This window comes from Streptomyces sp. NPDC018000, from assembly GCF_044328025.1.
In the GTDB taxonomy this organism is placed as follows: Bacteria; Actinomycetota; Actinomycetes; order Streptomycetales; family Streptomycetaceae; genus Streptomyces.
Window position 1 is genome coordinate 174,271 of the sequence record NZ_JBIRGM010000005.1, and the last position, 26,116, is coordinate 200,386.

General features: G+C 70.9%; 22 protein-coding genes. 9 read left to right on the forward strand and 13 right to left on the reverse strand.

Translation table 11 applies throughout. The features are described from left to right. Positions 1 to 4: 4 nt before the first annotated feature. From ACH4EW_RS15175 to ACH4EW_RS15220, 10 genes are all read right to left on the reverse strand, one after another. The gene (locus tag ACH4EW_RS15175; RefSeq protein WP_398256452.1) at positions 5 to 1,972 is read right to left on the reverse strand and encodes an ATP-binding protein; all 1,968 of its coding nucleotides are present in this window, start codon (positions 1,970 to 1,972) and stop codon (positions 5 to 7) included. Positions 1,973 to 2,485: 513 nt separating this feature from the next. Then, a complete protein-coding gene (locus ACH4EW_RS15180; protein WP_398256455.1) occupies positions 2,486 to 3,772 on the reverse strand; it encodes a vanadium-dependent haloperoxidase in 1,287 nt (428 codons plus the stop codon). Between the two features lie 500 nt (positions 3,773 to 4,272). Continuing rightward, positions 4,273 to 5,301, reverse strand: coding sequence for a LacI family DNA-binding transcriptional regulator (locus tag ACH4EW_RS15185; protein ID WP_398256458.1), 1,029 nt, complete (start codon positions 5,299 to 5,301; stop codon positions 4,273 to 4,275). 58 nt (positions 5,302 to 5,359) lie between these two features. Next, positions 5,360 to 7,252: a glycoside hydrolase family 36 protein gene (locus ACH4EW_RS15190; protein WP_398256461.1), complete on the reverse strand. Its 1,893-nt coding sequence runs from the start codon at positions 7,250 to 7,252 to the stop codon at positions 5,360 to 5,362. A 7-nt stretch (positions 7,253 to 7,259) separates the two neighbouring features. After that, entirely contained in the window at positions 7,260 to 8,075 is an 816-nt protein-coding gene (locus ACH4EW_RS15195; RefSeq protein ID WP_398256463.1) for a carbohydrate ABC transporter permease, read from the reverse strand. Further along, a complete protein-coding gene (locus tag ACH4EW_RS15200) occupies positions 8,072 to 9,022 on the reverse strand; it encodes a carbohydrate ABC transporter permease (protein ID WP_398256466.1) in 951 nt (316 codons plus the stop codon). Before ACH4EW_RS15200 ends, ACH4EW_RS15195 begins: the two co-directional genes overlap by 4 nt. A 5-nt stretch (positions 9,023 to 9,027) precedes the next feature. Further along, entirely contained in the window at positions 9,028 to 10,359 is a 1,332-nt protein-coding gene (locus ACH4EW_RS15205; protein ID WP_398256468.1) for an ABC transporter substrate-binding protein, read from the reverse strand. Continuing rightward, positions 10,344 to 11,546 (reverse strand): aminotransferase class V-fold PLP-dependent enzyme, encoded by a 1,203-nt coding sequence (locus ACH4EW_RS15210; RefSeq protein ID WP_398256470.1) that lies wholly within the window; start codon positions 11,544 to 11,546, stop codon positions 10,344 to 10,346. The genes ACH4EW_RS15205 and ACH4EW_RS15210 overlap by 16 nt, the downstream gene beginning before the upstream one ends. A 382-nt stretch (positions 11,547 to 11,928) precedes the next feature. Beyond that, positions 11,929 to 13,170, reverse strand: a complete 1,242-nt coding sequence (locus tag ACH4EW_RS15215; protein WP_398256471.1) for an MBL fold metallo-hydrolase — start codon at positions 13,168 to 13,170, stop codon at positions 11,929 to 11,931. 127 nt (positions 13,171 to 13,297) lie between these two features. Next, on the reverse strand, positions 13,298 to 13,738 hold the full coding sequence (locus ACH4EW_RS15220; protein WP_398256473.1) for a PPOX class F420-dependent oxidoreductase: 441 nt from the start codon (positions 13,736 to 13,738) through the stop codon (positions 13,298 to 13,300). 344 nt (positions 13,739 to 14,082) lie between these two features. On the opposite strand from ACH4EW_RS15220, the gene ACH4EW_RS15225 reads away from it, so the two are divergent. From ACH4EW_RS15225 to ACH4EW_RS15235, 3 genes are all read left to right on the forward strand, one after another. Next, on the forward strand, positions 14,083 to 15,705 hold the full coding sequence (locus tag ACH4EW_RS15225) for a thiamine pyrophosphate-dependent enzyme (protein ID WP_398256475.1): 1,623 nt from the start codon (positions 14,083 to 14,085) through the stop codon (positions 15,703 to 15,705). After that, positions 15,702 to 16,922, forward strand: coding sequence for a Glu/Leu/Phe/Val dehydrogenase dimerization domain-containing protein (locus ACH4EW_RS15230; protein ID WP_398256477.1), 1,221 nt, complete (start codon positions 15,702 to 15,704; stop codon positions 16,920 to 16,922). Before ACH4EW_RS15225 ends, ACH4EW_RS15230 begins: the two co-directional genes overlap by 4 nt. Positions 16,923 to 17,383: 461 nt before the next feature. Then, on the forward strand, positions 17,384 to 17,995 hold the full coding sequence (locus tag ACH4EW_RS15235) for a TetR/AcrR family transcriptional regulator (RefSeq protein ID WP_398256480.1): 612 nt from the start codon (positions 17,384 to 17,386) through the stop codon (positions 17,993 to 17,995). Positions 17,996 to 18,161: 166 nt separating this feature from the next. On the opposite strand, the gene ACH4EW_RS15240 is transcribed toward ACH4EW_RS15235, so the two are convergent. Both ACH4EW_RS15240 and ACH4EW_RS15245 read right to left on the reverse strand, forming a co-directional pair. Continuing rightward, on the reverse strand, positions 18,162 to 19,163 hold the full coding sequence (locus ACH4EW_RS15240) for a DUF6745 domain-containing protein (protein ID WP_398256482.1): 1,002 nt from the start codon (positions 19,161 to 19,163) through the stop codon (positions 18,162 to 18,164). 108 nt (positions 19,164 to 19,271) lie between these two features. Beyond that, entirely contained in the window at positions 19,272 to 19,598 is a 327-nt protein-coding gene (locus ACH4EW_RS15245; RefSeq protein WP_114247858.1) for a hypothetical protein, read from the reverse strand. 200 nt (positions 19,599 to 19,798) lie between these two features. Between ACH4EW_RS15245 and ACH4EW_RS15250 the strand changes: the two genes are divergently transcribed. Genes ACH4EW_RS15250 through ACH4EW_RS15275 form a run of 6 tightly spaced genes read left to right on the forward strand, consistent with a single transcriptional unit; the run spans position 19,799 to position 25,150 of the window. Continuing rightward, entirely contained in the window at positions 19,799 to 20,755 is a 957-nt protein-coding gene (locus tag ACH4EW_RS15250; RefSeq protein ID WP_398256485.1) for an STM4015 family protein, read from the forward strand. A 6-nt stretch (positions 20,756 to 20,761) separates the two neighbouring features. Then, complete coding sequence (locus ACH4EW_RS15255) at positions 20,762 to 20,914, forward strand: hypothetical protein (protein WP_398256488.1); 153 nt, start codon at positions 20,762 to 20,764, stop codon at positions 20,912 to 20,914. Next, entirely contained in the window at positions 20,895 to 22,049 is a 1,155-nt protein-coding gene (locus tag ACH4EW_RS15260) for an STM4014 family protein (protein WP_398256491.1), read from the forward strand. The genes ACH4EW_RS15255 and ACH4EW_RS15260 overlap by 20 nt, the downstream gene beginning before the upstream one ends. 37 nt (positions 22,050 to 22,086) lie before the next feature. Next, on the forward strand, positions 22,087 to 22,902 hold the full coding sequence (locus ACH4EW_RS15265; protein ID WP_398256863.1) for an STM4013/SEN3800 family hydrolase: 816 nt from the start codon (positions 22,087 to 22,089) through the stop codon (positions 22,900 to 22,902). Next, positions 22,899 to 24,263, forward strand: a complete 1,365-nt coding sequence (locus ACH4EW_RS15270) for an STM4012 family radical SAM protein (RefSeq protein WP_398256493.1) — start codon at positions 22,899 to 22,901, stop codon at positions 24,261 to 24,263. The genes ACH4EW_RS15265 and ACH4EW_RS15270 overlap by 4 nt, the downstream gene beginning before the upstream one ends. 8 nt (positions 24,264 to 24,271) lie before the next feature. Beyond that, a complete protein-coding gene (locus ACH4EW_RS15275) occupies positions 24,272 to 25,150 on the forward strand; it encodes an STM4011 family radical SAM protein (RefSeq protein WP_398256496.1) in 879 nt (292 codons plus the stop codon). Between the two features lie 43 nt (positions 25,151 to 25,193). On the opposite strand, the gene ACH4EW_RS15280 is transcribed toward ACH4EW_RS15275, so the two are convergent. After that, the gene (locus tag ACH4EW_RS15280) at positions 25,194 to 26,039 is read right to left on the reverse strand and encodes an SGNH/GDSL hydrolase family protein (protein ID WP_398256499.1); all 846 of its coding nucleotides are present in this window, start codon (positions 26,037 to 26,039) and stop codon (positions 25,194 to 25,196) included. Positions 26,040 to 26,116: the final 77 nt, after the last annotated feature.

Here is a 26,116-nt window from a genome sequence, read left to right on the forward strand (position 1 = left end):
TGCTCTACTCCTTGGAGGTGTTCGCTTCGAGGGGGTCGGTGGCCGAGGCCGCGTGCGGATCCGGGGCCGGGGCCGGGCGGTGCGAGGCGGCGGTCCCGGTGAGTCCGCGGACCGGCAGTGGTCCGGGCGAGGTCTGGGGGTGCCAGTTCTGCGGGGCCGCCGTTTCAAGGCCCGTGTCCGGGACCCGGTCGGCGTCCGCCTCGGATTCGCCACGGGCCTCCGCGAGTTCGATGCCCCGCCGGAAGGCTGCCATGACTCCCGGGTCGTGCAGGGCTTGTTCGTCCTCGGTGCGCGGGGCCGGTGCCTCCCTGAGTTGCGGAACCAGGTGCTCCTGGTTGGCGCGCCTGGGGAGTTGTGGCCTGCCCGTGGTGCCGCGTACGACTCCGGGCTCGGACCGGGGTGCCGCGGGGGCGTCGTTCGTGCGTCGGATTCCGGGGCGGGCCGCGGCCGGGGTGGGACGGTCGACGCGCTCGGCGCGCAGTGGGAGCGGTGGGGCTTCGCCCTCGCGTCTCGCTTGCTGGGGTGGTTGATGCAGGCGGAGCGGTTGAGCGGGCACGTACGGCTGCCGATCGGCACCCGGCTGCGGGGCCGGTGACGGGCCCGGACCGAGGTTCAGGATCGGGTTCGGCCTGCGATGGCTTCCGGTGTCGTCCTCGGCCGGCGGGTGGTGTACGGGCCCCGAGGGCGGGACCGGAGCAGCGTCGGCCGCGGCCGGTGCGTGCCCGTCCACGCCCAGCAGGGATTGCGGAAGGACGAGTACGGCCTGAGTGCCTCCGTAGATGTTGCTCTGCAGCCGTACCGCGATGCCGTGCCGTCGGGCGAGTGACGCGACGACGAACAGGCCGATCCGGCCGTCCTGCAGGAGATGAGCCACATTGACCTGGTCGGGGTCGGCGAGCAGGGCGTTCATCCGCTTCTGCTCATTGCCCGGCATGCCCAGGCCCCGGTCCTCGACTTCCAGGGCCAGTCCCGCGGTGACCTGCTGGGCACGGAGCAGCACTTGGGTGTGCGGGGCGGAGAACACGGTGGCGTTCTCCACGAGTTCGGCCAGCAGATGGATCACATCGGCCACGGCGTGTCCGCGCAGCGTGCCGTCGATCGGCGGTACCAGTTTGACCCGCGGATACTGCTCGACCTCGGCGATCGCCGAGCGCAGCACCTCCGTCACGGTGACCGGGTTGCTCCACTGGCGCCGGGAGACGGCGCCACCGAGGACGGCGAGGTTCTCGGCGTGCCTGCGGATGCGGGTGGCCAGATGGTCGACATGGAAGAGGCCCTTGAGCAGATCGGGGTCCTCGACCTGGTGCTCCAGCTCGTCGAGCAGCTGGATCTCGCGGTGTACGAGCGACTGCAGCCGACGGGCGAGATTGACGAAGACCTCGACTTTCTGGTCCTCGACTTTCTGGTCCTCGCCGGTGTGGTCGAAGAGCCGGGATGCCTGCACGACCGCGGCCACGGCGACTTCCTGCTGGCGGAGGAGTTCCTGCGCGAGCAGCTCGAAGGCATCGCTGCCGGGCGCAACGGGCTGCACGGGCCCCCGTGCGGGCACGGGTTCGCCGTTGCGGAGCTGTTCCACCACCCGCTGGAGTTCGGCCTGGCCCTGTGCGCTGGCGCGGCGGAGCGCCAGGCAGCGGCCGGAGACGGAGGTGGCGACGCGGTTGGCGGCGAGGTACGCGGCCAGCACGGCGGCGACGGCCAGTGCGGCGGCCCCGCCCAGTGCGGTCCACAGCTCGGTGGACGGCCGGGCTCCGGTTGAGCGGACGGTGAAGATGACCGCTGCTGCTCCGCTCAGCACTGCGGCGACGGTCGGCAGCACCGCGGTGCGCAGAAGTTGCGGGCGCATACGTGCCTCGAGGGACGGCTGTGCGGCGCGCGGCCTGGCCGTGGCCGAGTGGGAACGGGCACCCGGTCGGCCGTGCCGTCCGCCCTCTCGGCGTTCCGGTCGCTCTTCGGGTGCGCGAAGTTGAGACATCAGTGTCCTCGGTACGTGGGGCACCAGGAATCGGCGTTCATGCGGTGGTACCTACGGTGGTCGGTCAGGCTCGGTTCATCGGTCGGGCAGGCTCGAAGACATGAACCCACCGTTGATCACCAGACACACACAGTAGTCGTCAATTACGCATGTGCGACGGTCGGTTGTCGAACTTGCCCGCCATTCGTCCCGCTCCGGTATGACCTCTCGCACGAGAGACCGATTACGTCGCATTGACACCTGGTCGGCCTGCACCTGATGGGCCCACCGGAGCGAACCCTCTCCGGGGCCGCCGAGTGCCGATCGGCACGTCGGCGACCGTCCGCTCGTGATAGCCGTGCACCCGCAGCGTCCGGCCGCGCAGTTCCCGGATCATCTTCTTGCCCGTGGCCGTGCCTTGCCCTCGTACGGCTGTTCTCCGAGCGTGGCAGGAGCCGACTGTACCCGGTACGCCGGGTACAGCCGGCTCCTGGCCACCGTCATGCGGCGCTTTGACGCCGCAGGTGCGGGCCGTCAGAGGCGGCGTGCCACGAAATCGGCCACACGCGTGCCGAGTTGTTGGCCCGCGCGGTTGTCGAGGGAGGTGTGCTGGCCGGACCAGAGCCGGCTGAGCCATGCTTCGGTGGCGGCTTCCTGGAAGCCGGCGAAGGTTCGGGTGACGCCCTTCGATGTCACCGCGATGCGGTGGTGCGCACCGTAGAACCCTGCGAGCGTCGTTGCCGCCGCCTGGCTGAGGGCGCCGTGAGCGCCCGGGTAGGACGGATCCGGAGCGGTCGGCAGCAGGGGGTTCCAGTGGGGATCGCCGACGATGCGCGGGTTGTAGTGCGTGCCACCGAGCCGTATGGCGGTCACGGGCCGCCATACGCGGTAGGCGTACTTGGCGTCGTACATCGCGATCGTGGTGTCGGCGAGGGACAGGTCGAGCCTGGCGAAGACCTTCACCGCCTTCTCCAGGCTTGCGTTCTGGGAGGTGACAAGGTCCTGCGCGACCTGGTTCCAGACGTTCCAGACAGGCGCTGCCGCCCAGAACTTCCCGGCCGCGGTCTGATCGGGAGTGCGGGTGGTACTGGTCTTGCTCCCCAGGCTCTTGACCTCGTTCAAGGCGGTGGCGTACGCGGCGGTGCTCACGGCCGGCGGCGCTGCCGGGCGGAACTGGCTTCCGTCGGCCAGCACGAACGGCTTGACCGAGCCCCAGTTGGTGAACACCGGTGTGGGGAAGTCGGGCGGTGTGGGCCGGTAGTCACCGGCCTTGTTGCCGGGGCTGAACGGCGGCGGCTTGGCCGCGGACCCGTCATGGGACCGCAGGCTGACCAGTCGGCGTGCGACCGCGGCTCCCACGCGAATGCCCGCCTGCTTGCCGGAGCCGTCGGGAATCGCGGACAACTGGCTGCTCAGCCGCCGGTCCACGCTTGCGCGCTTGGCCGGGTACAGGGCGACCAGCACATCGTGGGCCGCCTGGTTCGCTGCGGCATCCGCACGGGCGCCTCGCGGCGCCGCCACCGAGAACAAGTAGGCCGGTTCGGCCCGCGTGATCGACACCACCGCGTTGTACTCGGCGGCCTGGAGGAGCGCGAAGCTGCGTGTGGGGTGGACGGTGGACGGTTGGGCCTTCGGGTCGCTCAGGATGGTGATGAGCTCGCGGTTCCACTCCACGACCGACATCCCGGACCCTGGGGTGGCGGCGCGCAGGGTCGGCAAGTGAGCGCCGGTGGTGGCGGTGAACCCGAAGGCCGGGCTGGTGAGTCCGGCTGCCAGCGCGGTTCCGATCAGTACGGCGAGTGTCTTCTGCTTTCCACCCATGTTCTGTGGCTCCTTATCGCTGATGGCGGGCTGTGGCAACCGGTGGTCATACACTTCGACCACTGGGGCCGCTGCGGACCGGACGGTCAGCGGACACCGCGGATCGAGCAGGGTGTCCGCAGCACGTGCCGCAAAGAAGTACTCCGGGCAACTGCTCCGGAGTTCAACTGGGATGCGAGGCCAGTTCCCGTCTGCCTGATTCCTGTGCTGGGGCAGGTCGTTGGAGAATCGCGACTGGGCTCACCGGGATACCGGCCCGTGAGGCGGCACGCATCATCCACACCGAAGTTTCGGAGGGCTGACCGGGCGCGAATGGTTCTGCAACCTGATCACCTCTTTGTGTCATCAAGGCCGCCTGCCGGTTAAAGCCTGCGGGTACCCGTTCCATGCCGCAACTCCGGCCTTGCGGTCATCTGCCTGCCGTAGGCTACGCCGGTTGCTGGTTCGGAGCACGACGTGCCCCGCCTTCCCGCACGTGGTATGACGGCCGGCGTCCGCCGCTACCGCCCCGGCGTGCTGTCGCGCACGACCGGCTCCGCAGGGAGCAGCAGCCCGCTCGTCGGGGCGGCGGCGGGGTCCTCGACTGCGGTGATCAGCCGGTCGACGAGGGCATGGGCGATGGCAGCCAGGGGCAGGCGCGCGCTGGTGAGGGCGGGCTGGAGCAGCGTGCAGAGCGGGATGTCGTTGAAACCGGTGACGGCGACGTCGTCACCGACGGTGAGGCCTGCGGCGCGGACGGCCTGGTAGGCGGTCAGGGCGAGCCAGTCGCTTGCGCATACCAGGGCGGTCGGGCGGTCGGGGCCGGTGAGCAGGCGCTGGACGGCGTGGGAAAGCGCGGCCGGCTCGTCGTCGGGGACGCCGACCTCGTAGGCGCCGTCGGGGGCGGCGGCCGCGGCCTGCAGGAAGCCGGCCCTGCGGTCGGCGAGCCAGGGCAGGGACGCGGCGGAGCCGAGGTAGCAGATCCGGCGGTGGCCCTGGTCGAGCAGGAGTCCGACCAGGGCGGCGGTGGCGGCGGTGGAGTCGATGTCCACCCAGTTCTGCGGGCGGCCGGGGGCGGTTCGGCCGAAGGCGGCGAACGGGAATCCGGCCTCGGTCAGCACATCGACGCGGGGGTCGTCGTGGACGACGTCGGAGAGAACGAACCCGTCGACCTGGCGGGCCGCGATCAGTCCGTTGAAGGACCTGGCGACCGCTCTGGCGCCCTGCTGGGGGTCGGAGCGGAACACCAGGATGCGGTGGCCGACCGCGTCGGCGGCGGTCACCAGGGCCTGGAGGAAGCCGCCCATCAGGGGGTTGGGGTCGGCGGGGTTGTCGGCGGGGGCGGGATAGCCGATGACCTTGCGGGTGCCGGTGCGCAGGCTGCGGGCGGACTGGTCGGGCTGGTAACCGAGTTCGTCAATGGCGGCGGTGACCCGGGCGAGGGTGGTGGCGCGCAGCCGGTGGGGGGCGTTGAGGGCGTTCGAGACGGTCTGGCGGGAGACTCCGGCCGCGCGTGCGACGTCCTCGATGGTCACCGGTCGAGCGGTCATCGTTCCTCTGTGGTCGGCGGGCTGGGGGCGGTGGGTGGCCGCCCCCAGCCCGCAGTTGTCAGTGCTCGCGGGTCAGGGTGAGCAGGCCACCGGGCGGCACGGTCACCGGGTTCACCCCGGCGACGAGGTCGAGCACGGTCTCGGACAGGATCTCACCACGGCAGTCCTGGACGCGCGCGAGGGCCTGTTCCGGTCGGGTGGCGGTCAGGAGCACCGCAGGGTCGCCGTCCGCGTTGGCGACGAGCAGGGTCTGCGGGCCGTCCGCGGCGTGCCGGTCGGGGAGGGCGACGGGCAGTGGCGCGTAGCGTGCGACCACGGTGGTGTGTTGGTCGTGGGCGCGGACCAGGGGGTAGCCGAGGTCCGGTCGCGCGGGTTCCAGGACGCCGAGTTGGAGGACGTCGGCGTACTGGCGGAAGACTCCGAGCCAGAAGCGCAGGGTGGCTAGCTGGTCGGGGCTCTGGTCGGCGAGGTCGACGGAGATCTGCGGCACCGAGAACAGGGCGTTGACGAGGTGGACGGCGATGGCCTCGGGCGTGTCGGCGGAGTTCCACATGATCATGTCGGCGTGGACGGCGAGCGGGCCCGCGGTGAGCCGGCAGTCGACGGTGCGCTGGCGGTTCTCGGCGGGGCTGAGCGGGCAGTCGGTGGCGCGGATCATGGTGGCGTACGGCCACAGCCCGGGGCTGACGTACGGCTGGCGGTGCTCGACGATGATGTCCGGCCGGGTGCGGCGCAGGCGGGCGTCGAGGTCGGCGAGCAGTTGGAGCACGCCGTCGTGGACGGCGCTGTGGTCGGCTCCGGCCGGGGCGGGCGGGGGGTCGGTGACGGCGAAGCGGTCGATGAAGTCGAGCTTCAGACCGTCCATGTCCCACTGCTCGACGGCGCGGGAGACCCTCTCGACGAGGTAGGCGCGGACCTCGGGGTGGCGGGGGTCGAGCACGGCCGCTTCCAGGTCGGGCTCCTCGCGCAGGATCATGTCCTTGAAGCGGTCCCAGGCGTCGTTGTGCCGGCCGATGAACGGCAGTGCGTACCACAGGAGGTAGGCGAGGCCGAGCCGGTGGACCTCGGCGACGTGGGCCGCGGGGTCGGGGAAGGCCGCCGGGTTGGGCTCCCAGTCGCCGCAGTGGCCGTAGCCGCGGGCGCGGTCGGTGGTCTGCCAGCCGTCGTCGACGATGATGCTCTCGCAGCCGACGGTCACGGCGAGGGCGGCCTGGCGTTCGACGGCGGCGGTGTCGACGTTCTGGTGGAGGCTGTACCAGGTGGAGTAGGCGGGCATCCGGGCGGCGGGGGCGGTGCCGGGGTGGTGCAGGCCCTCGGCCCACCATGCGGTAACGGCCTGCAGGGTGGCGGCGAAGTGGCGGCCGCTGAGGTCGATCCGCAGCCGCAGCGGCGGCCCGTCCGCAGTGAGGTCCTGTTCGACGGCAAAGGCGAACTCGCCGCTCTCCTCCACCACGCCGGCGCCGACGCGCACGGGTGCGGAGGTCTCGCCCGCGGCTGCGGTGCACAGAGCGCGGTCATCGGCGCCGATCAGACTGGCGAGGGGGGCGCCCAGGGCCAGCGAGACGGTCCGGGGGGCGATCCAGGACGGCGGCAGCCAACGGGAGGCGTTGGTGTCCGGGGTCCAGTAGGCGGTTGCCGCGACGCAGGGGACCCTCCATTCGGCGCGGACGGTGGCCGCGGCCGACACCGTGACCTCGATCAGGACCACGCCGTCGTCGACCAGGGTGACGGCGGTCTCCAGCCGGTCGCAGCCGAGCCCGGTGAGGTAAACGGTGAGCGGGGCGTCGGCAAAGTGACGCAGGCCGGTGGCGAGCTGCCGGTGGACGACGGTGTCGGGGGTGGCCACGGCCGGCGTGTTCGGGCGCCACACCGGGGCAAACTGCTGCGGATCGGCGTCCGGCTCGGCGGGCATGTGCGTACTCTCGGCGCCGGGGTGCGGTTCGGTGGTCATGGTGTGGTCACTCCTTGGTGGCCCCGGCCAGCAGGCCGGAGATGAATTGGCGCTGCAGGACGAGGAAGAGGGCCATCACGGGGACGGCGGCGATGCCTGCAGCGAGCAGGACCTGCGCGTAGTTGGTGGTCGACAGCCCCTGCAGGGTGGCGGTGGCCACGGGCAGCGTGTACATCTCGGGGCTGCGCAGCGCGATCAGCGGCCAGACGAACTGGTTCCAGCTGCCGAGGAAGACGAACAGCGCGAGCGCCGCGATGATCGGCCGGTTGACCGGGATGACGATCTTCCACAGCACCCGGAGCTCGCCGGCGCCGTCGACGCGGGCCGCGTCCAGGAGTTCGTCGGGCATGGAGCGCAGGGCCTGCCGCATCAGGAAGATGCCGAACGGGGTGACCAGACCGGGCAGGATGACGGACTGGTAGGAGTCGATCAGGCCCAGTTCCATCATCATCTGGAAGATCGGGATCAGCATCACCGTGTCCGGGATGACCAGGGTACTGAGCAGCAGGACGAAGAACAGGTTGCGCCCGCGGAACTCGAACTTGGCGAAGGCGTATCCGGCCAGCACCGAGACGGCGACGGCACCGATCGTCTGGACGCCCGCCACCACCAGGGTGTTGAGCAGGACCCGGGTGAGTCCGATGGACTCCTCCAGCCCCCGGAGGTTCTCCATGAGGTGGCCGCCGGGCAGCAGTTTCGGTGGCCAGGAGAACACGTCCTTGTCCTCCTGGGTCGCGGCCATGGCGAGCCAGTAGAACGGACCGACGCAGAGCGCGAAGGCGCCCGCGAGCAGCAGCGTGAGCAGAGGGCCACGGGGCTTCACCGGCGCTCTCCCATCAGGCGGACCTGCAGGATGCCGAGCACGGACACGATCAGTGCGAGCACGTAGGCGAGGGCCGAGGCGTAACCGAAGTCGAAGTATTTGAAGCCGTTGTTGTAGAGGTACATGGTTACCGTCATGGTGGCGTTGTCGGGGCCGCCGCCGGTGAGGACGTACGGCTCGTCGAAGAGCTGCAAGGTGCCTATGGTGGAGAGCACCACGGTCAGCAGCAGGATCGGCCGCAGCTGGGGAAGGGTGATGGAGACGAAGCGGCGGATCGGTCCGGCGCCGTCGACCATCGCGGCCTCGTACAGCTCGGTGGGAATGCCCTGCAGGCCGGCGAGGTACATCACCGCGTTGTAGCCGGTGTAGTGCCAGGTGATGACGAGGACGACGCCCACACGGGCCCAGAAGGGGCTGCCGAGCCAGTTCACCGGGTCGATGCCGAGCAAGGAGAGGACCCAGTTCAGCAGTCCGGCGTCGCGGTTGAGGATCACGGAGAACATCACGCCCGCGGCGACCAGGCCGGTCAGCGAGGGGACGAAGACACCGAGTCGCCACAGCGGGCGCAGCCAGACCTTGGAGGAGTTGAGGGCGAGGGCCATGAGCAGGGCCAGGCCGAGCATCAGCGGCACCTGGACGACCAGGATCAGCGCGGTGTTCTTCAGCGCGGTCCAGAACAGCGGATCGTCCAGCAGGCGCCGGTAGTTGGCGAGTCCGGCGAAGGTCCGGTCGTCGCCGCTGCCGGTGGTGAGGCTGATCCAGAACGAGGAGACAATGGGGTACGCCTTGAAGATCGCGAAGCCCAGGACGGCGGGCATGATCAGCAGGTACGGGGCGGAGCCGCGGGTCAGCAGCCGGCGCCGGCGCGGGCGGGCGTGGCCGGTGTGCTTGGAGGTGCCGCGGCCGGCCGGGGTGGCGGGTGCGCGTTCGGACAGGGCGGAGGACATGGTGGTCAGGCCGCCTGCTGCCGGCCGGTCTGCTGCGCGAGCCGTTCGGCGGCGTCCCTGAGGGCACTGGCCGGATCGGCGCCCTTGACCAGCACCTGGCTCTGGGCATCGCTGGCGAGCTTGAGAGCACGGGTGTAGTCGCCGGTGAAGTTGGTGGCTTCGGATCCGGAACTGAGCGAGTCGACGAAGGACTTCAGCACCTTCTGGCCGCCGTAGAAGGGGTGGGGCGCGCTGAACCTCGGATCGTCGTACGCCGCGCTGAGGGCGGGGAAGACGCCACCGGAGGTGAACATCCGGTTGATCTCAGCGGGCTTGGTGAGCGCGTACTCGATGAAGCGCCAGGCGGCCCGGCGGCGCTTGCTCGATGCGGAGACGGTCAGGTAGGTGGAGTTGACGATGGCGCTGCGGCTGCCCCCGGGAACGGCGGCGGGAGGCTGCATGACGCGCCATTTCCCCTTCTGGTCGGGGAACTTGGCGGCCAGGTACTCGACGGCCCAGGCGGGGTCCGGGGCGGTGGCGAGCTTCCCCTGGCCGAGCAGGCGCTTCCTGGTGCCCTCACCCGCGGTGTCGGCGAGCAGGCCGTCGTCGTTGAGCCGCTTGATGACGGTGAGGGCCTGGACGGCTGCCGGGGAGGCGAGCGTGATCTTGCCTTCCTGGTCGAAGTAGAAGGCGCCCTGGAGCTGCATCAGGTTCTGGAAGAAGTCCATGTCCGGGGTGGTGCCGGGCTTGTCGAGCCCGAGCAGTTGGGCGCCGGAGGCGGTGCGGATCTTCGGCCCGGCGGCGATCAGGTCGTCCCAGTTCCTGATGCCGTCGGGGTCGACACCGGCCTTGTCGAAGTAGTCCTGCCGGTAGAACAGCCCGAGTGGGTTGACCTCCCACGGGAGGGCGTGGGCGGCCTTGTCCTTGCCTATGACGGTCGGCCACAGGCCCTTGGCGAAAGCGTCCTTGTACCGGTCGGCGCCGAGCCTGGACAGGTCGGCAAGGCCGTCGGGGAACTTCTCCAGGTAGCCGGGCAGGTAGTCGACACCGATGTGCAGGACGTCAGCGAGTCCCTTGCCGCTGGAGGCGAGGCCGACAGTGATCTTGTCCCAGATGGCCGGGTTGCCGACATCCTGGATATCGACCTTGATGCCGGGGTTGTCCCGCTCGAAGGAGGGGACGACGCCGCGCAGGGCCTCGGCCGCGGTGGTCCAGCTCCAGACCGTGATCCGGCCGCTGTCGCCGTCGGCGCCGGCGTTGCCGCCCGATCCGCTGCTGCCGCAGGCGGCCAGGCCGAGCCCGGCGGCGGAGGCGGTGGCGAGCTGGAGCAGTTGGCGGCGGCTCAGTTGATGGGACATCTCGGCTCCTGTGGATAGTGGGTTGTGCGGTGAGTGAGGGTGTGCAGTGCCTCGGCGAGCAGGTCCGCCGCGGCACCCGGGGTGGAGGCGTGGGGAGACAGTCGAATCCACTCGTCACGGCGGGTGGTGGTCAGGCCGGCCGCTTCGAGGGTGTGGTGGACGGTGGCGGGGTCGTGGCCGGGCAGGCGGAAGGTGCCGATGCCGGCGCGCTCGTGGGGGCCGAGTCCGTCCAGCAGGATGTCGGCGCCGGCCCGCCGTGCGCGGTCGAGCAGATCGGCAAGGGTGGCGCGGATACGGGCGCCGACGGCGGCCGGGCCGCCCTGGTCGAACAGGTCGTCGATGGCTGCGCCGATGGCCGCGGCGGCCGGGAAGTCCGGGTTGGTGGCGAGATGGGCGGCGGCCCCGGGCAGCGGCGGCGCCGGATGCCGAGGCGCGAAGGGCTCCGTGACGCCGGCCCATCCGCCGAGCCCGGGAGCCAGGCGCTCGGCGCACCGGTCGCGGATCATCAGCAGTGCGGCTCCCCAGCCGGCACGTAGCCACTTCTGGCCGCCGCTGACGAGGATGTCGGCGGCGTCCGCTTCGAGTGCGACGGCGCCCAGGCCCTGGATGGCGTCGACGATCAGCAGCCGCTCGGGCCCCAGGACCTCCTTGAGGGCGGCGAGCGGCGCCAGGTGGCCGGTGAGCGAGTCGACGGCGCTGACGGTGAGGGCGGTGACGTCGGGAGTCAGGTGGCGGCGCAGGAGGTCGGGGGTGATGTGCCGTTGCCCGGCCGGGTCGACGAGGCGGACCGCGGGGCCGCCGCGGTCGGCGAAGCGGAGCCAGGGGTAGAGGTTGGCGGGGAACTCGCCGCGGGGCACCAGGACGGTACCGGGGCCGTGGAGTGCGGCGGCCACAGTGAACAGGCCGTTGCTGGTGGACGGGGCGAGGGCGATTTCGTGCCGGCGGGCGTCGAGCAGCCGGGCCGCCGAGGTCCGGGCGGCGTCGCTGAGGGCGAACAGCCGGTCGAGGTCGGCGGGGTCGACGCGGGCGGCGAGCGTGGTCGTTACGGCGAGCGCGGCGGCGGCCGGGCGGGAGAGCGGGCCGACCCTGGCGTAGTCGAGATAGCCCGCCCTCGGACCGCGGGCGGTAGCCGGACCCGAGGCCGCGGGGGCGGTGGCTTCGGGCGTCCGGTGAATTTGATCGTTCAAAACTCTGCCCTAACGGAGCTTGCTGTGTGTGCTTCCAGGAATTTGAAGGTTCACATTAGGCAGATCGGGTCTACCCGGCAAGAGGTTCAGAGCAGCTACTTGCCGCCGAGCCGGCCTGCCCCGCGCGGGCGGCATGCGCAAGCCCGTCCCGGTCGCGTGGATCTGGTACGGCGCCGCCCGCGCGACGGCGTGGAACCGCATCCACCCTTCAGCAGCAACGCCGTCGGTGGCACCTACCGGAGGACGAGTTCGGCGACTCGGACGCCATCGAGGTCACGTCCCGGCCGGGTCGCCGCAAGCCTGCGGGACGACCATCACACGATCGAGCTGAACCGACCTCATGCATGCTCCCCAGCAAGCAGTTGCCAACCCCTGCCCCGAGTCACCGCTCACCTGCGAGATCGAGATCGCGATTGTCCTGATCCTGAGCAACGTCCGTTGCCTCGCCGCGGCGCCAGGGGTGTGCAATCGGGGCAGCCACGGACCGCCACCAGGGATCGAGGGGAAGCGTTCCCGCAGGTTCGAAGGGCTCGCCCGGCCGAGGAAATGCGGCTGGCTGCTCGGCTTCCTCGGCGGCATCCTTGGTCCACTCGCCGGGCTCTGCCCACGGATGCACGGAGAGGGTGAAGGTGCCCCAGTGGATGGGCATCATGACGCCGTGCGGCTTGCCCCCTTGCAGGTCAAGGTGTGCCTGGATCCCCTGAGCGGGCGTCATATGTATGTCGGGCCACCCACCGGGGAGTGGAGTGCAGTCCGTGTGGTTCCTGGGCCAGTAGTCGGAGTACGCGCCGATCTGGATCATCGTCGCGTCGAACGGGCCGTGTTCGGCACCGATGTCCTTGAAGCCGGAAAAATAGCCGGTGTCACCGCTGTGGTAGATGCGGTGCTCGGGTCCCGCGACGGCCCAGGAAGCCCAGAGCGTGTGCTGCTGGTTGCGCAGACCGCGGCCGCAGAAGTGCCGGGCGGGGGTGGCGGTCAGGCTGATGCCGGCGATCTTCGTGGTCTCGTTCCAGTCCAGTTCGCGCATCCGGTCGGCTGACACGCCCCACCGCTCCAGATGGGCGCCGACGCCGAGCGGAACGGCGAACACCGTCTCCGTGCCCGCGAGGGCGCGGATCGTCGGCAGATCGAGGTGGTCGTAGTGGTCGTGGGAGATCACCACCGCGTCGAGCGGTCCGAGGGCGGCGAGCGGCAGCGGCACCGGGTGCAGCCGCTTGGGCCCGGCGAAGGCAAAGGGCGAACAGCGCTCGCCCCATACCGGGTCGAACAGCACCCGACGGCCGTCGATCTCGGCGAGCACACTGGAATGACCCATCCAGGTGAGCCGCAGCCCGGTGGCGGGCGGCTCGGCGAGGTCGGCGTAGGTGGTGGCATGGACAGGCACGGTGCCGACCGGCGCCCTGCGCGCCCGCTCCTGCCTGCGGAAGTAGACCTTCGCGAACTCCAGGGCGGATCCGGACGGCCTGGTCCGCGCCCCCACCGGGTTCCGGAAGACGCCGTCGGCGAAGTTGGGCGAGCGGCGGATGCGCTCCATGCGTGCACCGCCCGGATCTGCACCGAATGCGGCGGGGCGCAGCGAACGCAGCCGGGTGCGGAGCGGAGGCAAGGGGTCAGCGCCGGTCACAGCATCTCCTGAGGGAGTCGATGTCGTCTCATTATGGTCGTGGGGTACGACAGTGCGAGTTGTGGTCGGGGTGGTACGGCACTGTGAGAGCGAAGCGGCCGAGGACTGATCGCCGGACCGGGCTCCGTCAGCCGCGCGGCTGCCCGTAAGCGTGCTCGATGCGCAGCCGCAGCACCACGCGGCGGTCCCGGACCATCGCATTGCGGTAGTCGTCCCAGTCGGGGTGTTCGCCCTGGACGTCGCGGTAGAGCGTGATCAGCTCCTCCACCGTCGCGTCGTGCGGATCAGTGGCGACCGGGGTCAGCTCGGCTGTGCCGTCCACGACCGTCCACGCCCAGCGGTCCGCGCTGGTGACGTGATAGCTCGCCCGCGGGTCGCGGCGGAGGTTCTTCGTCTTCGCCCGGTCCTCGGTGATCGAGACGCGGACGATGCGCTCCTCGGGGTAGTAGAAGTGATTGACATTGGACAGCTGGGGCCTGCCGTCCCGCTTGAGCGTCACGAGTACACCGCCGCTCTCCTCGCCGAGCAGCCCGAGCAGCGCGTCCTGCTGTGCGTCGAATCCCCTCATGCCGAATCCAACGTGCGTGCCCGCCAAAGGATTCCGCATTCGGCCGTCCGCCCGTGTCACGTCCGGGGGGGCCGTTCCCGGTGCCGGGCCGGAGCGCGACGTCATGGCATACGCGGAGGCGATGAGCTTCACCCCGGCCACAGGTCGGAGACGAGCCGGCGGAGCGGCCGCGGACCACGCTCGGCGGGGTGGAGCGCCCCGTAGGTCGTCAGGGCCGACGCGGTCCGGCCACTGAACGGCGATTCAGCAGTGGTCGCGTTGACAGCGGCGTTCCAGCTCACGATACTGACCGGCGATTCAGTAAATCACCCTGTTGATGTCTACCTGTCGATGGAGGGAGCCGCGTGCCCGAGCAACCGGGAACTGCGTCGTTGACCGGCGGCGAGGCCGTGGTCCGCGCGCTTGCGGCGCACGGGGTCACCAGGGCGTTCGGGATTCCCGGAACGCACAACCTGGAGATCTACCGGCATCTGGTCCCGTACGGGATCGCTCATGTCACGCCCCGGCACGAACAGGGCGCGGGATATGCGGCGGACGCGTACGCACGGGTCACCGAGCGGCCCGGGGTGGCGATCACCACCACCGGTCCGGCCCTGCTCAACATCACGGCAGCGGTCGGTCAGGCGTATTCGGACAGCGTGCCGCTACTGGTCGTGTCGCCCGGGATGCCGTTGTGCCATCCCCGTCAGCCGACCGGTCTGCTGCACGAGATGCGCAGCCAGACCGAGGCGCTGCGCGCGGTCGCAGCGTTCAGCCACCGTGTGTCGACGGTGGAAGAGATCGGCTCGGCGGTGGCGCGTGCGTTCACCCTGTTCCGTACCCGACGGCCACGCCCGGCCCATGTCGAGGTGCCGCTGGATCTGCTGGAGACGCTGCAGCAGGCGGGACCGGTGCGGCTCACGCCACCGCTGTCCGCCCCGGGCCCGGCCGGGCCCGCGCTCCGGGACGCGGCCCTGGCCCTGCGCTCGGCCCGCCGGCCCGCCGTGGTCCTCGGCGGAGGAGCACGTTCCGCGTCCGCCGAGTGCCTGGCGCTTGCCGAGGCGCTGGCCGCCCCGGTCGTCACCACCGCCAACGGCAAGGGAATCGTCGACGAGACGCATCCGCTGTCACTCGGGGTGTCGCTGCACAGCCCGTCCGTACAGAAGTGGCTGGCCGGCTGCGATGCGGTGCTCGCGGTCGGCACCGAGTTGGCCGAGTCCGATCTGTGGTCCGCGCCGCCGGCGCTGAGCGGCACACTGATCCGGGTCGACATCGATCCCGCCCAGATGTACGCGGGACTGCCCGCCGATCTGGCGCTGGTCGGCGCGGCGCGCCCCACGCTGGAGGCGCTGCGGGAGGCGCTGGAGGAAGCAACCGGGGACTCGGGCGCGCGGGACGGTGCCGCCGCGGTACGGGCGCTGCGCGCCGCGCGGGACGCCGAGACCGCGGAGCGCGACGCCCGCTGGGTGCCGTATCTGCGGGCCGCACGGACCGTGCTGGACGCCGACGCGATCTGGACCTCGGACAGTGCGCAGTGCTGCTACTACGGCGCCCTGCCCCACCTGCCCGTCGGCCCGCGCGGGCGCTATCTGCATCCGACCGGCTTCGGCACCCTCGGCTACGCGCTGCCCGCGGCGATCGGCGCGAAGACCGCGTATCCCCACCGGCAGGTCGTGGCGCTCAGTGGGGACGGCGGGCTGCAGTTCTCCGTGCAGGAGCTCGCCACCGCCGCCCAGCTGCGGCTGCCGCTGCCGGTCGTGGTGTTCGACAACGGGGGGTACGGGGAAATCCGCGACGAAATGGCGGCGCGGGGCGACACACCCGAGGGCGTCGATCTGCCGTCCGTCGACCTGCCCGCGCTGGCGCGGGCGTACGGCGGCCACGGCGCCCGTGCCGACACCCCTGAGGCGCTCGCCCGCGCCCTGTCCCTGGCCCTGACCACCCCCGGGCCCACCGTGATCACTGTGACCGAGGAGCCCCTCCGATGACGACACCTCCGCTGTCCCGCCCCACCGCCCCGTCCACCCCTCTGATCTCGCTCACCTGGACGGACCACATCACCGGCCGCCAGGGGTATCTGGTCGTCGACCGGCTGGTGCGCGGCGTGTCCAGCGGCGGGCTGCGGATGCGGGCGGGCTGCACCCTCGACGAGGTGGCGGGGCTGGCCCGCGGCATGACGATGAAGGAGGCCCTCCACTTCGACGCCGATGACACGGGGGCCCGCTACATACCGCTCGGCGGAGCCAAGGGCGGCATCGACTGCGACCCGCGCGCCCCGGAGGCGTACGGCGTTCTGGTGCGCTATCTGCGGGCCGTGCGCCCGTACATCGAGAGCGCATGGACGACGGGCGAGGACCTGGGACTCACCCAGGACATGGTGGACCGGGCGGCGGCCGAGGCCGGGCTCGTCTCCTCGATCCAGGCCGTCTATCCCCTGCTCGACGACGAAACGGCGGCGCGGCAGCGTCTCGCCGACGCGTTCGCCGTCGAGGTGGACGGCATCGGGCTCGACGAGTTGGTCGGCGGCTGCGGGGTCGCCGAGTCGGCGCTCGCGGCGCTGGACCGGGCGGGCGTCGCGTACCGGGAGGCAAGGGTCTCCGTACAGGGGCTCGGCACCATGGGCGGGGCTACGGCGCGGTTCCTGGCGCGGGCCGGGCTGACGGTGGTCGCCGTGGCCGACGTCAAGGGTACGATCGCCAATCCGGCCGGCCTGGACGTCGAGGCACTGCTGGCCGCCAGGGACGGGTACGGGACGGTGGACCGCGGCGTGCTCCGGGACGGGGACCGGGAGCTGCCCGCGGACGCCTGGCTGGAGCAGGAAGTCGAGATACTGGTACCGGCAGCCGTTTCGTATGCGATCGATGCCGCCAACCAGGCGCGGATAAAGGCCCGTTGGGTCATCGAGGCGGCGAACATGCCGGTACTCGCGGAGGCGGAGGCACTGCTCGCGGCGCGCGGGATCACGGTGTTGCCGGATGTGGTCGTCAACTCCGGTACGAACGCCTGGTGGTGGTGGACGCTGTTCGGTGACATCGGCGCGGACGCCGACGAGGCGTTCGGACACATCCGCCGCTCGATGCGGGCCCTCATCGACCTGATGCTGGCCCGCGCCGAGGCCGACGGCTGCACCCCGCGCACCGCCGCCCATGCCATCGTCGCCGACCGGCTGCCGGTGATGGCGGAACGGTTCGGCTGGTACCGCTGAACTCGGCTGCGCGGCCGGTCGTCATGGCGGTTCCGGACGGCCGTCGACGTGTATGGCGTACAGGGCGCCGCCGTCGCCTCGCAGGACTTCACCCGGGGCGGCGACGTCCGGGACATGCAGGGCCACGGCACCCGTGTGTCCTAGGGCGTGTTTCGAAAGTAGCGTCGTCCGCCCGCAGGGCGGGGGCCGGGGGCGTCTGGTGCGTGCGATCGCAAGGCGGAGGGAGGAGAGCGCAGCGGGCTGCGCCGACGACCGACAACGCAGCAAGCGTGCGTGCCAGACGCCCCCGGCCAGACGGGACTTTCGAAACACGCCCTGGATCACCGCCGGTCCCGGGGCCGCCTCCGAGGGCCGGTATGCGTGTGCCGCAGCGGGCGCGGAGCTCGTCGAGGGCATGGCGGGGCCGTGCGCGGTTCCGCCCTCGGCCTGCCCGGGCCCCGCGCATTCGTTAGGGTGACGCCGTGGCAAGAGTGCGGTTGAGTGTGGCGGAACGGCGCGAGGAGCTCCTGCGCGCTGCCGTCGAACAGATCGAGGTGCGGGGGGTCGCAGCGGTACGGATCGCCGACGTGGCCGCCGTGCTCGGTGTGAGCAATGCGCTTGTGCTCTACCACTTCTCGACCAAGGAGAAGCTGGTCGCGGCCGCCTTCGCGCATGCCGCCGAGGCCGACCTCGCCCATCTGCGCAAGCTGCTGAGCCGCCGCAGCAGTGCGGTACGGCGGCTGCGCGCCGCCGTCCGCTGGTACGCCCCGACGGGCCAGGCCAAGGGCTGGCGGCTGTGGATCGAGGGCTGGGCGGCCTCGCTGCGCGACCCGGCGCTGCGCAATGTGGCCGGCGATCTCGACCAGCAGTGGAAGGCGGAGCTGGCCGAGGTCATCGAAGAGGGCGCCGCCGCCGGTGAGTTCCGCTGCGACGACCCGATGTCCGCGGCCTGGCGGCTGACCGCCCTGCTGGACGGCCTGGCTGTGCAGATGACATCGTACGCGGGTCCGCTCTCCCGGGCCACGATGCTGGCCTGGACCGACGAGGCCCTCGCCCGCGAACTCGGCATCGACCGTGCGGCACTGACGGCCTGAAACGCGTCCTTTGTCGGGCCGAGCGTGATCTGACAACGTGCACTTCGCGTGCCGGGTCATATCACCCTCCGTCCCCCCGGCGCCGCCGGTCCAGGCCTTTGTCCGGATCGGCACCCACCTCAACGCCGGGAACCGAAAGGCGCTCCGCCTGCTCGGCCGACAAAGGTCAGGTCTGGCGCAGGGGTGCGTAGGCATCCCCCTGGAGTCCGAAGGTCCAGGCCACTCCTTCCTTCGCGGTCCTCGTGCCGGGCGGCACCCGGAGCCAGTAGGTGCGGTAAGTTCCGTCCGGCTCCGGGGTGGAGTTGACGACCTCGACCATCACCACGTCCTCGTCGCCGTCCAGCGCGATCCGCCAGAGGATGCCCGTCTCGTCCCGATGGACCGGCTCGGCGCCCGACTCGGTGAGGTAGCGGTCGTAACCGTAGAACTCCAGCATCACGCGGCGCAGTTCAGCGTTCTCCTCCTCACGTATCCGTTCGGGCGTCAGGGAGTTCAGTTCCGCGAGGAATTCGGCGGGCACGGGCATGCCCCGCCAGGCGTGGAGCGCAAAGCCGTCGCGGTAGGCGAGCGCCGGGCCGTCCCCGCGGTCGAGCCGGCCCGCCTCGTCCCGGTGGAGCGCTTCCGGGCGCTCGCTGATCACCACGACACGCTCGTAGGGCCACCACCAGCCCGCGTGCCTGGCCACCTCGGCCAGACCGTCCAGCCGGTCGCCCCGGCCGTCGAACGCGGCGAGCCAGGCCGCATCGTGCTGGCCCAGGACCGCGTCGAGCAGCACCAGCCGGACATCGGACTCGTCCTCGGGGCGCTTCGTGAGGTCCGCGACGACACCGCTCCTGATCCGCTCGGCGAGCGCTGCCGTGGTCTCCCAGAGCTGCGCCCCCGTGGCGGACCACAGGGCGGACCAGCCCGCCGGGCCCAGCTCGTCGTACATCCGGCGCCGCTCCTGCGCCCAGGGCCGGGTCCGTACCTCGTCACGTACCGAGCGTCCGGCGTCGACGAGCTTCTCGACGGCCTCCACGGCGGCCCTGGGCGAGTCGACCCAGACGATCCGCTCCGGCTCGGCAAGTCCTGCGCTGCGGTAGGCGAGCCGCAGCCCGTCCTCGGCCGCGCCCCGGTCCGCCGCACCGGTCGCCGCTGCCACGGCCCGCCATGAGTCCACGTACTGCATCGGTCTTCCCGTCCCCTGATTCCGTGTCGTTCAGTGTTCTGTGTTTGCGTGCTTCGGATCTCTGATCCGCCTCGGTGATCCGCTGCTGCCCGGGTGGGCCCGGCGGCGTCAGTCCGCGACGATGCGGACCGCCCCCGGCGCGTACTCCCGCTGGCGCACCACTCGGTACCAGCCCTTCGACAGCGGTATCGCCGCGTGCTCCTCGTGGACCACTCGCCCGCCTTCGGGGAGATGGAGCAGCATCGGCCCGAAGGCACCCGCCTCGCGCATCAGCCGGCCCGGGCCCTGAACCGCATGGGCATGGCCGGTGACCTCGCCCAGCGCGAGGATCATCCGCCCCCGGCCGTCCCTCGGTTCACCCGGCGCGTCCACGAGATGCGCGGGCACCGCCGACTCCTCCAACGACACGATCAGTACATCGCCCTGCCGGTACACAGACGTCTCCCCTCGATGGCCGCACCCGCTGTGCCGACCACGAGGAAAACGCTAAGGGGAGGGTCTGACAACCGACCCGCGACCGGCTCCCACGGGCGTCGGTGGACATGTCACGGACGGTCCCCGGTCGCACCGTTGTCAGTGCGGCTTGATAAACCTTGCGGACATCAGCCGTCCCCCAGTACCAGGAGCTCAGGGTCATGTCCGGTGTGGACCATCTGCACGAGTTGCTCGGCCTTCCCGCCGTCGACTTCCAGCACGCGACGAAGGAAGCGCCGGTGCAGGCCGCCGATGCGGCGGCCTGGCGCATCTCGGTCGATCCGTACGACGACGAGTGCGAGATGACCTGGGAGGAGGCGTTCCAGGCGTTTTTGACGGCGGTCGACCCGGCCGGTGTGCGGGCGCTGATCATCGGTCAGTGGGGCGAGTCGTACGAGGAGACCTCGTCCTACCCGATCGATCTGGTCATCGCCGCGGCCGACCGGCTGACCTCACTGGAGGCCGTCTTCGTCGGCGACATCACCCCGGAGGAGAACGAGATCTCCTGGATCGAGCAGTCCGACGTCACCGCGCTGCTGACCGCGTTTCCCGGTCTGCTGGAGCTGGGCGTGCGAGGCGGCACGGACCTGGTCTTCTCCCCCACGAAGCACGAGCTGCTGCGTTCACTGACCATCGAGACCGGCGGCCTGCCGGTCGGAGTGATCCGCGGCATTCTGGACAGCGAACTGCCCGCGCTGGAGCGGCTCGATCTCTGGCTCGGCGTCTCCGCGTACGGGGGCGACGCCGATGTGGCGGACCTGGCGCCGCTGCTCTCCGGCTCCCGCTTCCCCCGCCTCCACCACCTCGGTCTGCGCAACAGCGAGGTGCAGAACGAGATCGCCACTGCCGTCGCGGGTGCCCCGGTCGTCGCGCAGCTGCACACCCTCGACCTGTCGCACGGCACGCTCGGCGACGAGGGCGCGGCGGCGCTGCTGGACGGCCAGCCGCTGACCCATCTCGAAAGGCTCGATCTGCACCACCATTTCATGACCGAGCCGATGGAACGCCGGATCACCCAGGCGCTGGAACCCCATGGGGTGCAGGTCGATGTGTCGGAACGCGAGGAGCCCTGGGGTGACCGTGGCGTCGAAGGCCGCTACACCGCGATTTCGGAGTGATGTGCGATGACTGACATCGAACACCCGGTGACGTTCCACGGCCTGCCCCTCCTGACCCTGCCGGGACCGTCCTGGTCGCGCACCACCCCTCTGCCGGCCGCCGACTCGGACTGGGATCCGGAAGAGGGCGGCAACCGCCATGTCGCCGTCAGCCAATAGCGCAACCGGCCCGGCACCGCGCTTTGCCGTCGTGGGTGTGCCCGGCAACCGCCGGGTCGCACTCTTCCAGGACGCCGTGCGCGCCGCCGGGCTGCCGCCCGCGCGGGTCGTTCCCTGGCTGCACGTCCTGCGCGGCGAGGCCGCCTTCCGTCCGGGCGAGACCGTACGGATGGACTCGCCCGGTGAGGACGCCGAGGTGGAACGGCTGCTCCGGGCAGTCGGCGATCCAGCCAGGGTCGAGGGCACCGCCCTGTGGTACGCCCGGTTCACCTCGGCCGTACGTGCGGTGGCGCGGGCGGCAGCCGCTTCCGGTGCCGTCCTGCTCGACGACCCCGGCGATGTCGCGGTGCTGTTCGACAAGCGGCTCTGCCACGCCGTGCTGGACGGCGCCAAAGTGCCCGTACCCGCGTCGCCTACCTCGGGAGCCGCGGCCCCCGTGGTGCGCGACTGGGCGGACGTGCGCGACCGGATGGCCGCCCATGGCATGCCCCGGGCCTTTGTGAAGCCGGCGCACGGCTCGTCCGCGTCGGGGATCCTGGCCGTGGAGACAGCCGGGTCCGGCCGGGTCAGGGCGACCACTTCGGTGGAGCGCGACACGGTCGGCCGGCTCTTCAACTCGTTGCGAGTGCGCCGCTGTACGACAGAGCGGGAGGTCGCGACGATCGTCGACGCACTCGCACCGGACGGGCTGCACATCGAGCGCTGGCTGCCCAAGGCCACCCAGCACGGCCGGGCGGCGGATCTGCGGGTCGTGGTGGTAGCCGGCCGGGCCACCCACGCCGTCGTGCGCACCAGCCACTCCCCCATGACCAATCTTCACCTCGGCGGCGAGCGCGGAAGTCTCGACGCCGTCCGTGCGGCCGTCGAGGCGGCGGGCAGCAGCTGGGCCGAGGCCCTGGCCGTGTGCGAACGGGCAGCGGCCTGTTTCCCGGACACGTTGTGTGTGGGCGTCGATCTGCTGCCCGCGACCGGCTGGCGGCGCTTCGCCGTCGGCGAGGTCAACGCCTTCGGCGATCTGCTGCCAAGGCTGACCGGGCTTCCCGGCAGCGGCGCCGAGGGCCTGGACACCTATGCGGCGCAGGTCGCCGCCGTACTGAACAGAGCAAGGAACCACCGTGCAACCGCCACTCCCTGACACCGCGCCCGCCCTCGCGGACACCCGGAACCCGGACATGAGCAAGATCGTGGGCAGCCACGACCTACTGCTCATCACCCTCGACACGCTGCGCTACGACGTGGCGGCGGAGCTCGCCGCCGCCGGACGCATCCCGCATCTGGCGCGCCATCTGCCGGAAGGCGTCTGGGAGAAGCGGCATGCGCCCGGCAGCTTCACCTACGCCTCCCACCAGGCGATCTTCGCGGGATTCCTGCCGACACCGGTCGGCCAGGGTCCGCACCCACGACTGTTCGCTGCACGTTTCGCGGGCAGTGAGTCCACCGCTTCGGGCACCTTTGTCTTCGACACCCCCGATCTGCTGTCCGGCCTCGCCGATGCGGGCTACCGCACGGTGTGCATCGGCGGCGTCGGCTTCTTCAACCGGCAGGGACCGCTCGGCTCCGTACTGCCCGGTATGTTCCAGGAGAGCTACTGGGAACCGGAGTTCGGCGTCGCGTCACCCACGTCCTTCGAGGCGCAGGTGACCCGTGCCGAGCAGGTCGTCGCCGAACTCCCCGCCGAGCAGCGGCTGTTCCTCTTCGTCAATGTGGCCGCCCTGCACCAGCCCAATTGGTTCCATCAGCCAGGGGCCACGCGGGAGGCAGGCGATTCCCGCGCCACCCATGCCGCCGCGCTGGAGTACGTCGACGCCCACATTGGCCGGCTCTTCGCCGCCGCGAGCAGCCGCCGCCGCTGTTTCGCCATCGTCTGCTCCGACCACGGAACGGCGTACGGGGATGACGGCTACACCGGTCACCGGCTCGGTCACGAGTCCGTCTGGACCGTTCCGTACGCGCACTTCTTCCTGGAGCCGGGGGCCACCGCACCATGAGCCGCACCACAACCGTCGCGCAGACCACCCGCCCGTACCAGAGCTATGTCTACGCCTATCCGCACAAGACCGCCTATCGCCCCCTGGCCGACCGGCCGGCGTTGCGGGAGCTGTGGGCGGCCGAGCGCAAGGACGCGCTCTCGCTCTATCTCCACATACCGTTCTGCGAGGTCCGCTGCGGCTTCTGCAATCTCTTCACCCGGATCGGCGCGCCCGACGAGTTGACGACCCGGTATCTCGACGCTCTGGACCGGCAGGCAACCGCCGTCCGCGACGCGCTGGGAGACGCCGAGCCGGTGCGTTTCACCGCGGCGGCGTTCGGCGGGGGCACTCCCACGTTCCTGACCGCGGCGGAGCTGGACCGGCTCTGCGACATCGCGGAGAAGCGGATGGGCGCCGATCTGCGGTCCGTTCCGCTGTCGGTCGAGACGTCGCCGTCGACCGCGACGGCCGACCGGCTGGCCGTCCTCGCCGACCGCGGGACGACCAGGATCAGCATCGGCGTGCAGAGCTTCGTGGAAGCCGAGGCGCGTGCCGCTGTGCGGCCGCAGCACCGCGCCGATGTGGAGGCGGCGCTGGACCGGATACGTGATGCCCGCATCCCGATCCTGAACATCGACCTGATCTACGGCATCGCCGGGCAGACCGAGGAAAGCTGGCGCGCCTCGCTGGACGCGGCGCTCGGCTGGCTGCCGGAGGAGATGTATCTCTATCCGCTGTATGTCCGCCCGCTGACCGGTCTCGGGCGGTTCGGCACCGACGGCGAGGCAGCGGCGGACGCTGCCTGGGACGAACAGCGACTGCGGCTGTACCGCTCGGGCCGGGACCACCTCCTCGCCCACGGCTACGAGCAGGTGTCCATGCGCATGTTCCGCCGCGCCGACGCTCCGCGGACGGACGGCCCCGACGACTACGCCTGTCAGACCGACGGCATGATCGGCCTGGGGTGCGGCGCCCGTTCGTACACCTCGAAGCTGCACTACTCCTTCGACTATGCGGTGGAGATGCGCGAGATACGGGCGATCATCGACGGCTACACCGGGACCGAGGACTTCTCGCGCGCCGAGGTCGGGCGGTACATCGACGGCGACGAGGCGCGCCGCCGCCACCTCCTGCAGTCGGTCCTCCAGGCCGAGGGGCTGCAACTGGCCGACTACCGGGAACGGTTCGGCACCTCCCCGGCCGATGACTTCCCCGCTGAACTGGCCCGGTTCGAGGCGCGCGGCTGGCTCGACACGACGGCCGGGGCGCCCGGCCTGCTGCGGCTCTCCCCCGAGGGGCTGGCCCACTCCGACGCGCTGGGCCCCGAACTCTTCTCCCCCGACGTACGGGCCGCGATGGCCGCGTACGAACTGAAGTGAGCGCGCCCATGGATCTGACCATTCTCTACCGCGGACCGCTCGCGTCCTGCGACTACGACTGCCCGTACTGCCCGTTCGCCAAGCGGCGCGACAGCCGGGAGCAGCTGCGCGCCGACCGCGCCGCGCTGGAGCGGTTCACTGCGTGGGCCACGGCGCAGACAGGCGACCGGATCTCGGTCCTGTTCACCCCGTGGGGCGAGGGTCTGGTCCGCTCCTGGTACCGGCGTGCGCTGGTCGAGCTGGCGCAGCTGCCGCACATCGGCAGGGTCGCGATCCAGACCAATCTCAGCAGCCGTACGGGGTGGCTGGCAGAGGCGGGTGACGCCGGCCGCGAGAAGATCGCGCTCTGGTGCACGTACCACCCGGGACAGACGCCGTACGGGCGGTTCCTGACCAAGTGCCGGGAGCTGACCGCGCTCGGCATCCGCCACAGCGTCGGTGTCGTCGGTCTCGACGACCATCTCGACGAGGCACGGCGGCTGCGTGACACCCTGCCGGACGAGGTCTATCTCTGGGTGAACGCCGCGGAGGGACACACCTACACGGATGAGGAAGCGGACCGCTGGACGGACCTCGACCCGCTCTTCCCCTACAGCCGGCATCCGCACCGATCGGCCGGGCTGCCCTGCCGGACGGGCGAGTCGGTCATCTCGGTGGACGGCGCCGGCACGGTGCGGCGCTGCCATTTCGTCCCGGCGGAGCTCGGCAATCTCTACGACGGGAGCTACCGGCGCTCTCTCGGCCCACGGGCCTGTCCGCTGGCCGTCTGCGACTGCCACATCGGCTATGTACATCTGGAGACGCTGCCGCTGTACGACGTCTTCGCGGGCGGTGTGCTGGAACGGATACCGGCGCCGCCGTTGTCGCCCCTCGCCGGACGAACCTGAACCTCGAGCCCGTCCGGCGAGCGAGGGCACTACGGTGGCGGCACTAGAGCGGCAGGAGATCCGGCCGCTTCGCCTCGACATGGTCGCCGGATGACTCGCCGCGCAGCCGCCGTCCGATCCACGGGACCAGGTACTCGCGCGCCCAGTGGATGTCGTCGCGCCGTACTTCGAGCGTGCCGCGCTGTGCCTGCGGCGGCCATTCCTGGTCCGGGTCGGCCGGCACGTCGATGCCGAGGACCTGGGCGGCGCGCAGCGCGACCCTGGTGTGCCCCTCGGGCGACAGATGGAGCCGGTCGTCGTCCCAGGCGCGCCTGTCCTGAACGGACCGCAGCGACCACAGGTCGAGGACCGGGCAGTCGTAGCGGTCGGCGATGGATCGCACATGGGCGGTGTAAGTGGCGATCTTGCCGCGCAGATGGCGCAGCACGGGAACGCCTCGGGTGTCGAAGCCGGTGGTGACCAGGACGGTACCGACCGATTCGGTCAGCTCGGCGACCGCGCGCTCGAAACGCTCTGCCACGTCGTCGGGGTCGGTGCCGGGCCTGATGATGTCGTTGCCGCCCGCGCAGAAGCTCACCAGGTCGGGTGCGAGCTCCTTGGCGCGCGGTACCTGCTCCTCGACGATCTGATCGAGGAGGCGTCCGCGTACGGCGAGATTGGCGTACCTGAAGTTCCTGTGAGCGGAGCCTTCGGTGCTTGCCCCCGCATCGGGGTCAGGCAGTTGGTCCGCGAGAAGTACCGCGAAACGGTCCGCCCAGCCGACGAGGGTTCCGTCCGGGCCGGGGTCGCCGACTCCCTCGGTGAAGCTGTCGCCAATCGCTGCGTACGACCCGATGACGCCAGGTCGGTTGATGACGCCATGTTGATTTTTTCTCGAATCGTCTGCCACGACGGCTTATCCTGCACGGCCGAATGTGACCTACGCGACCGTAATAAGGGGTTGACGGGTGGTGAGATAGACCACCC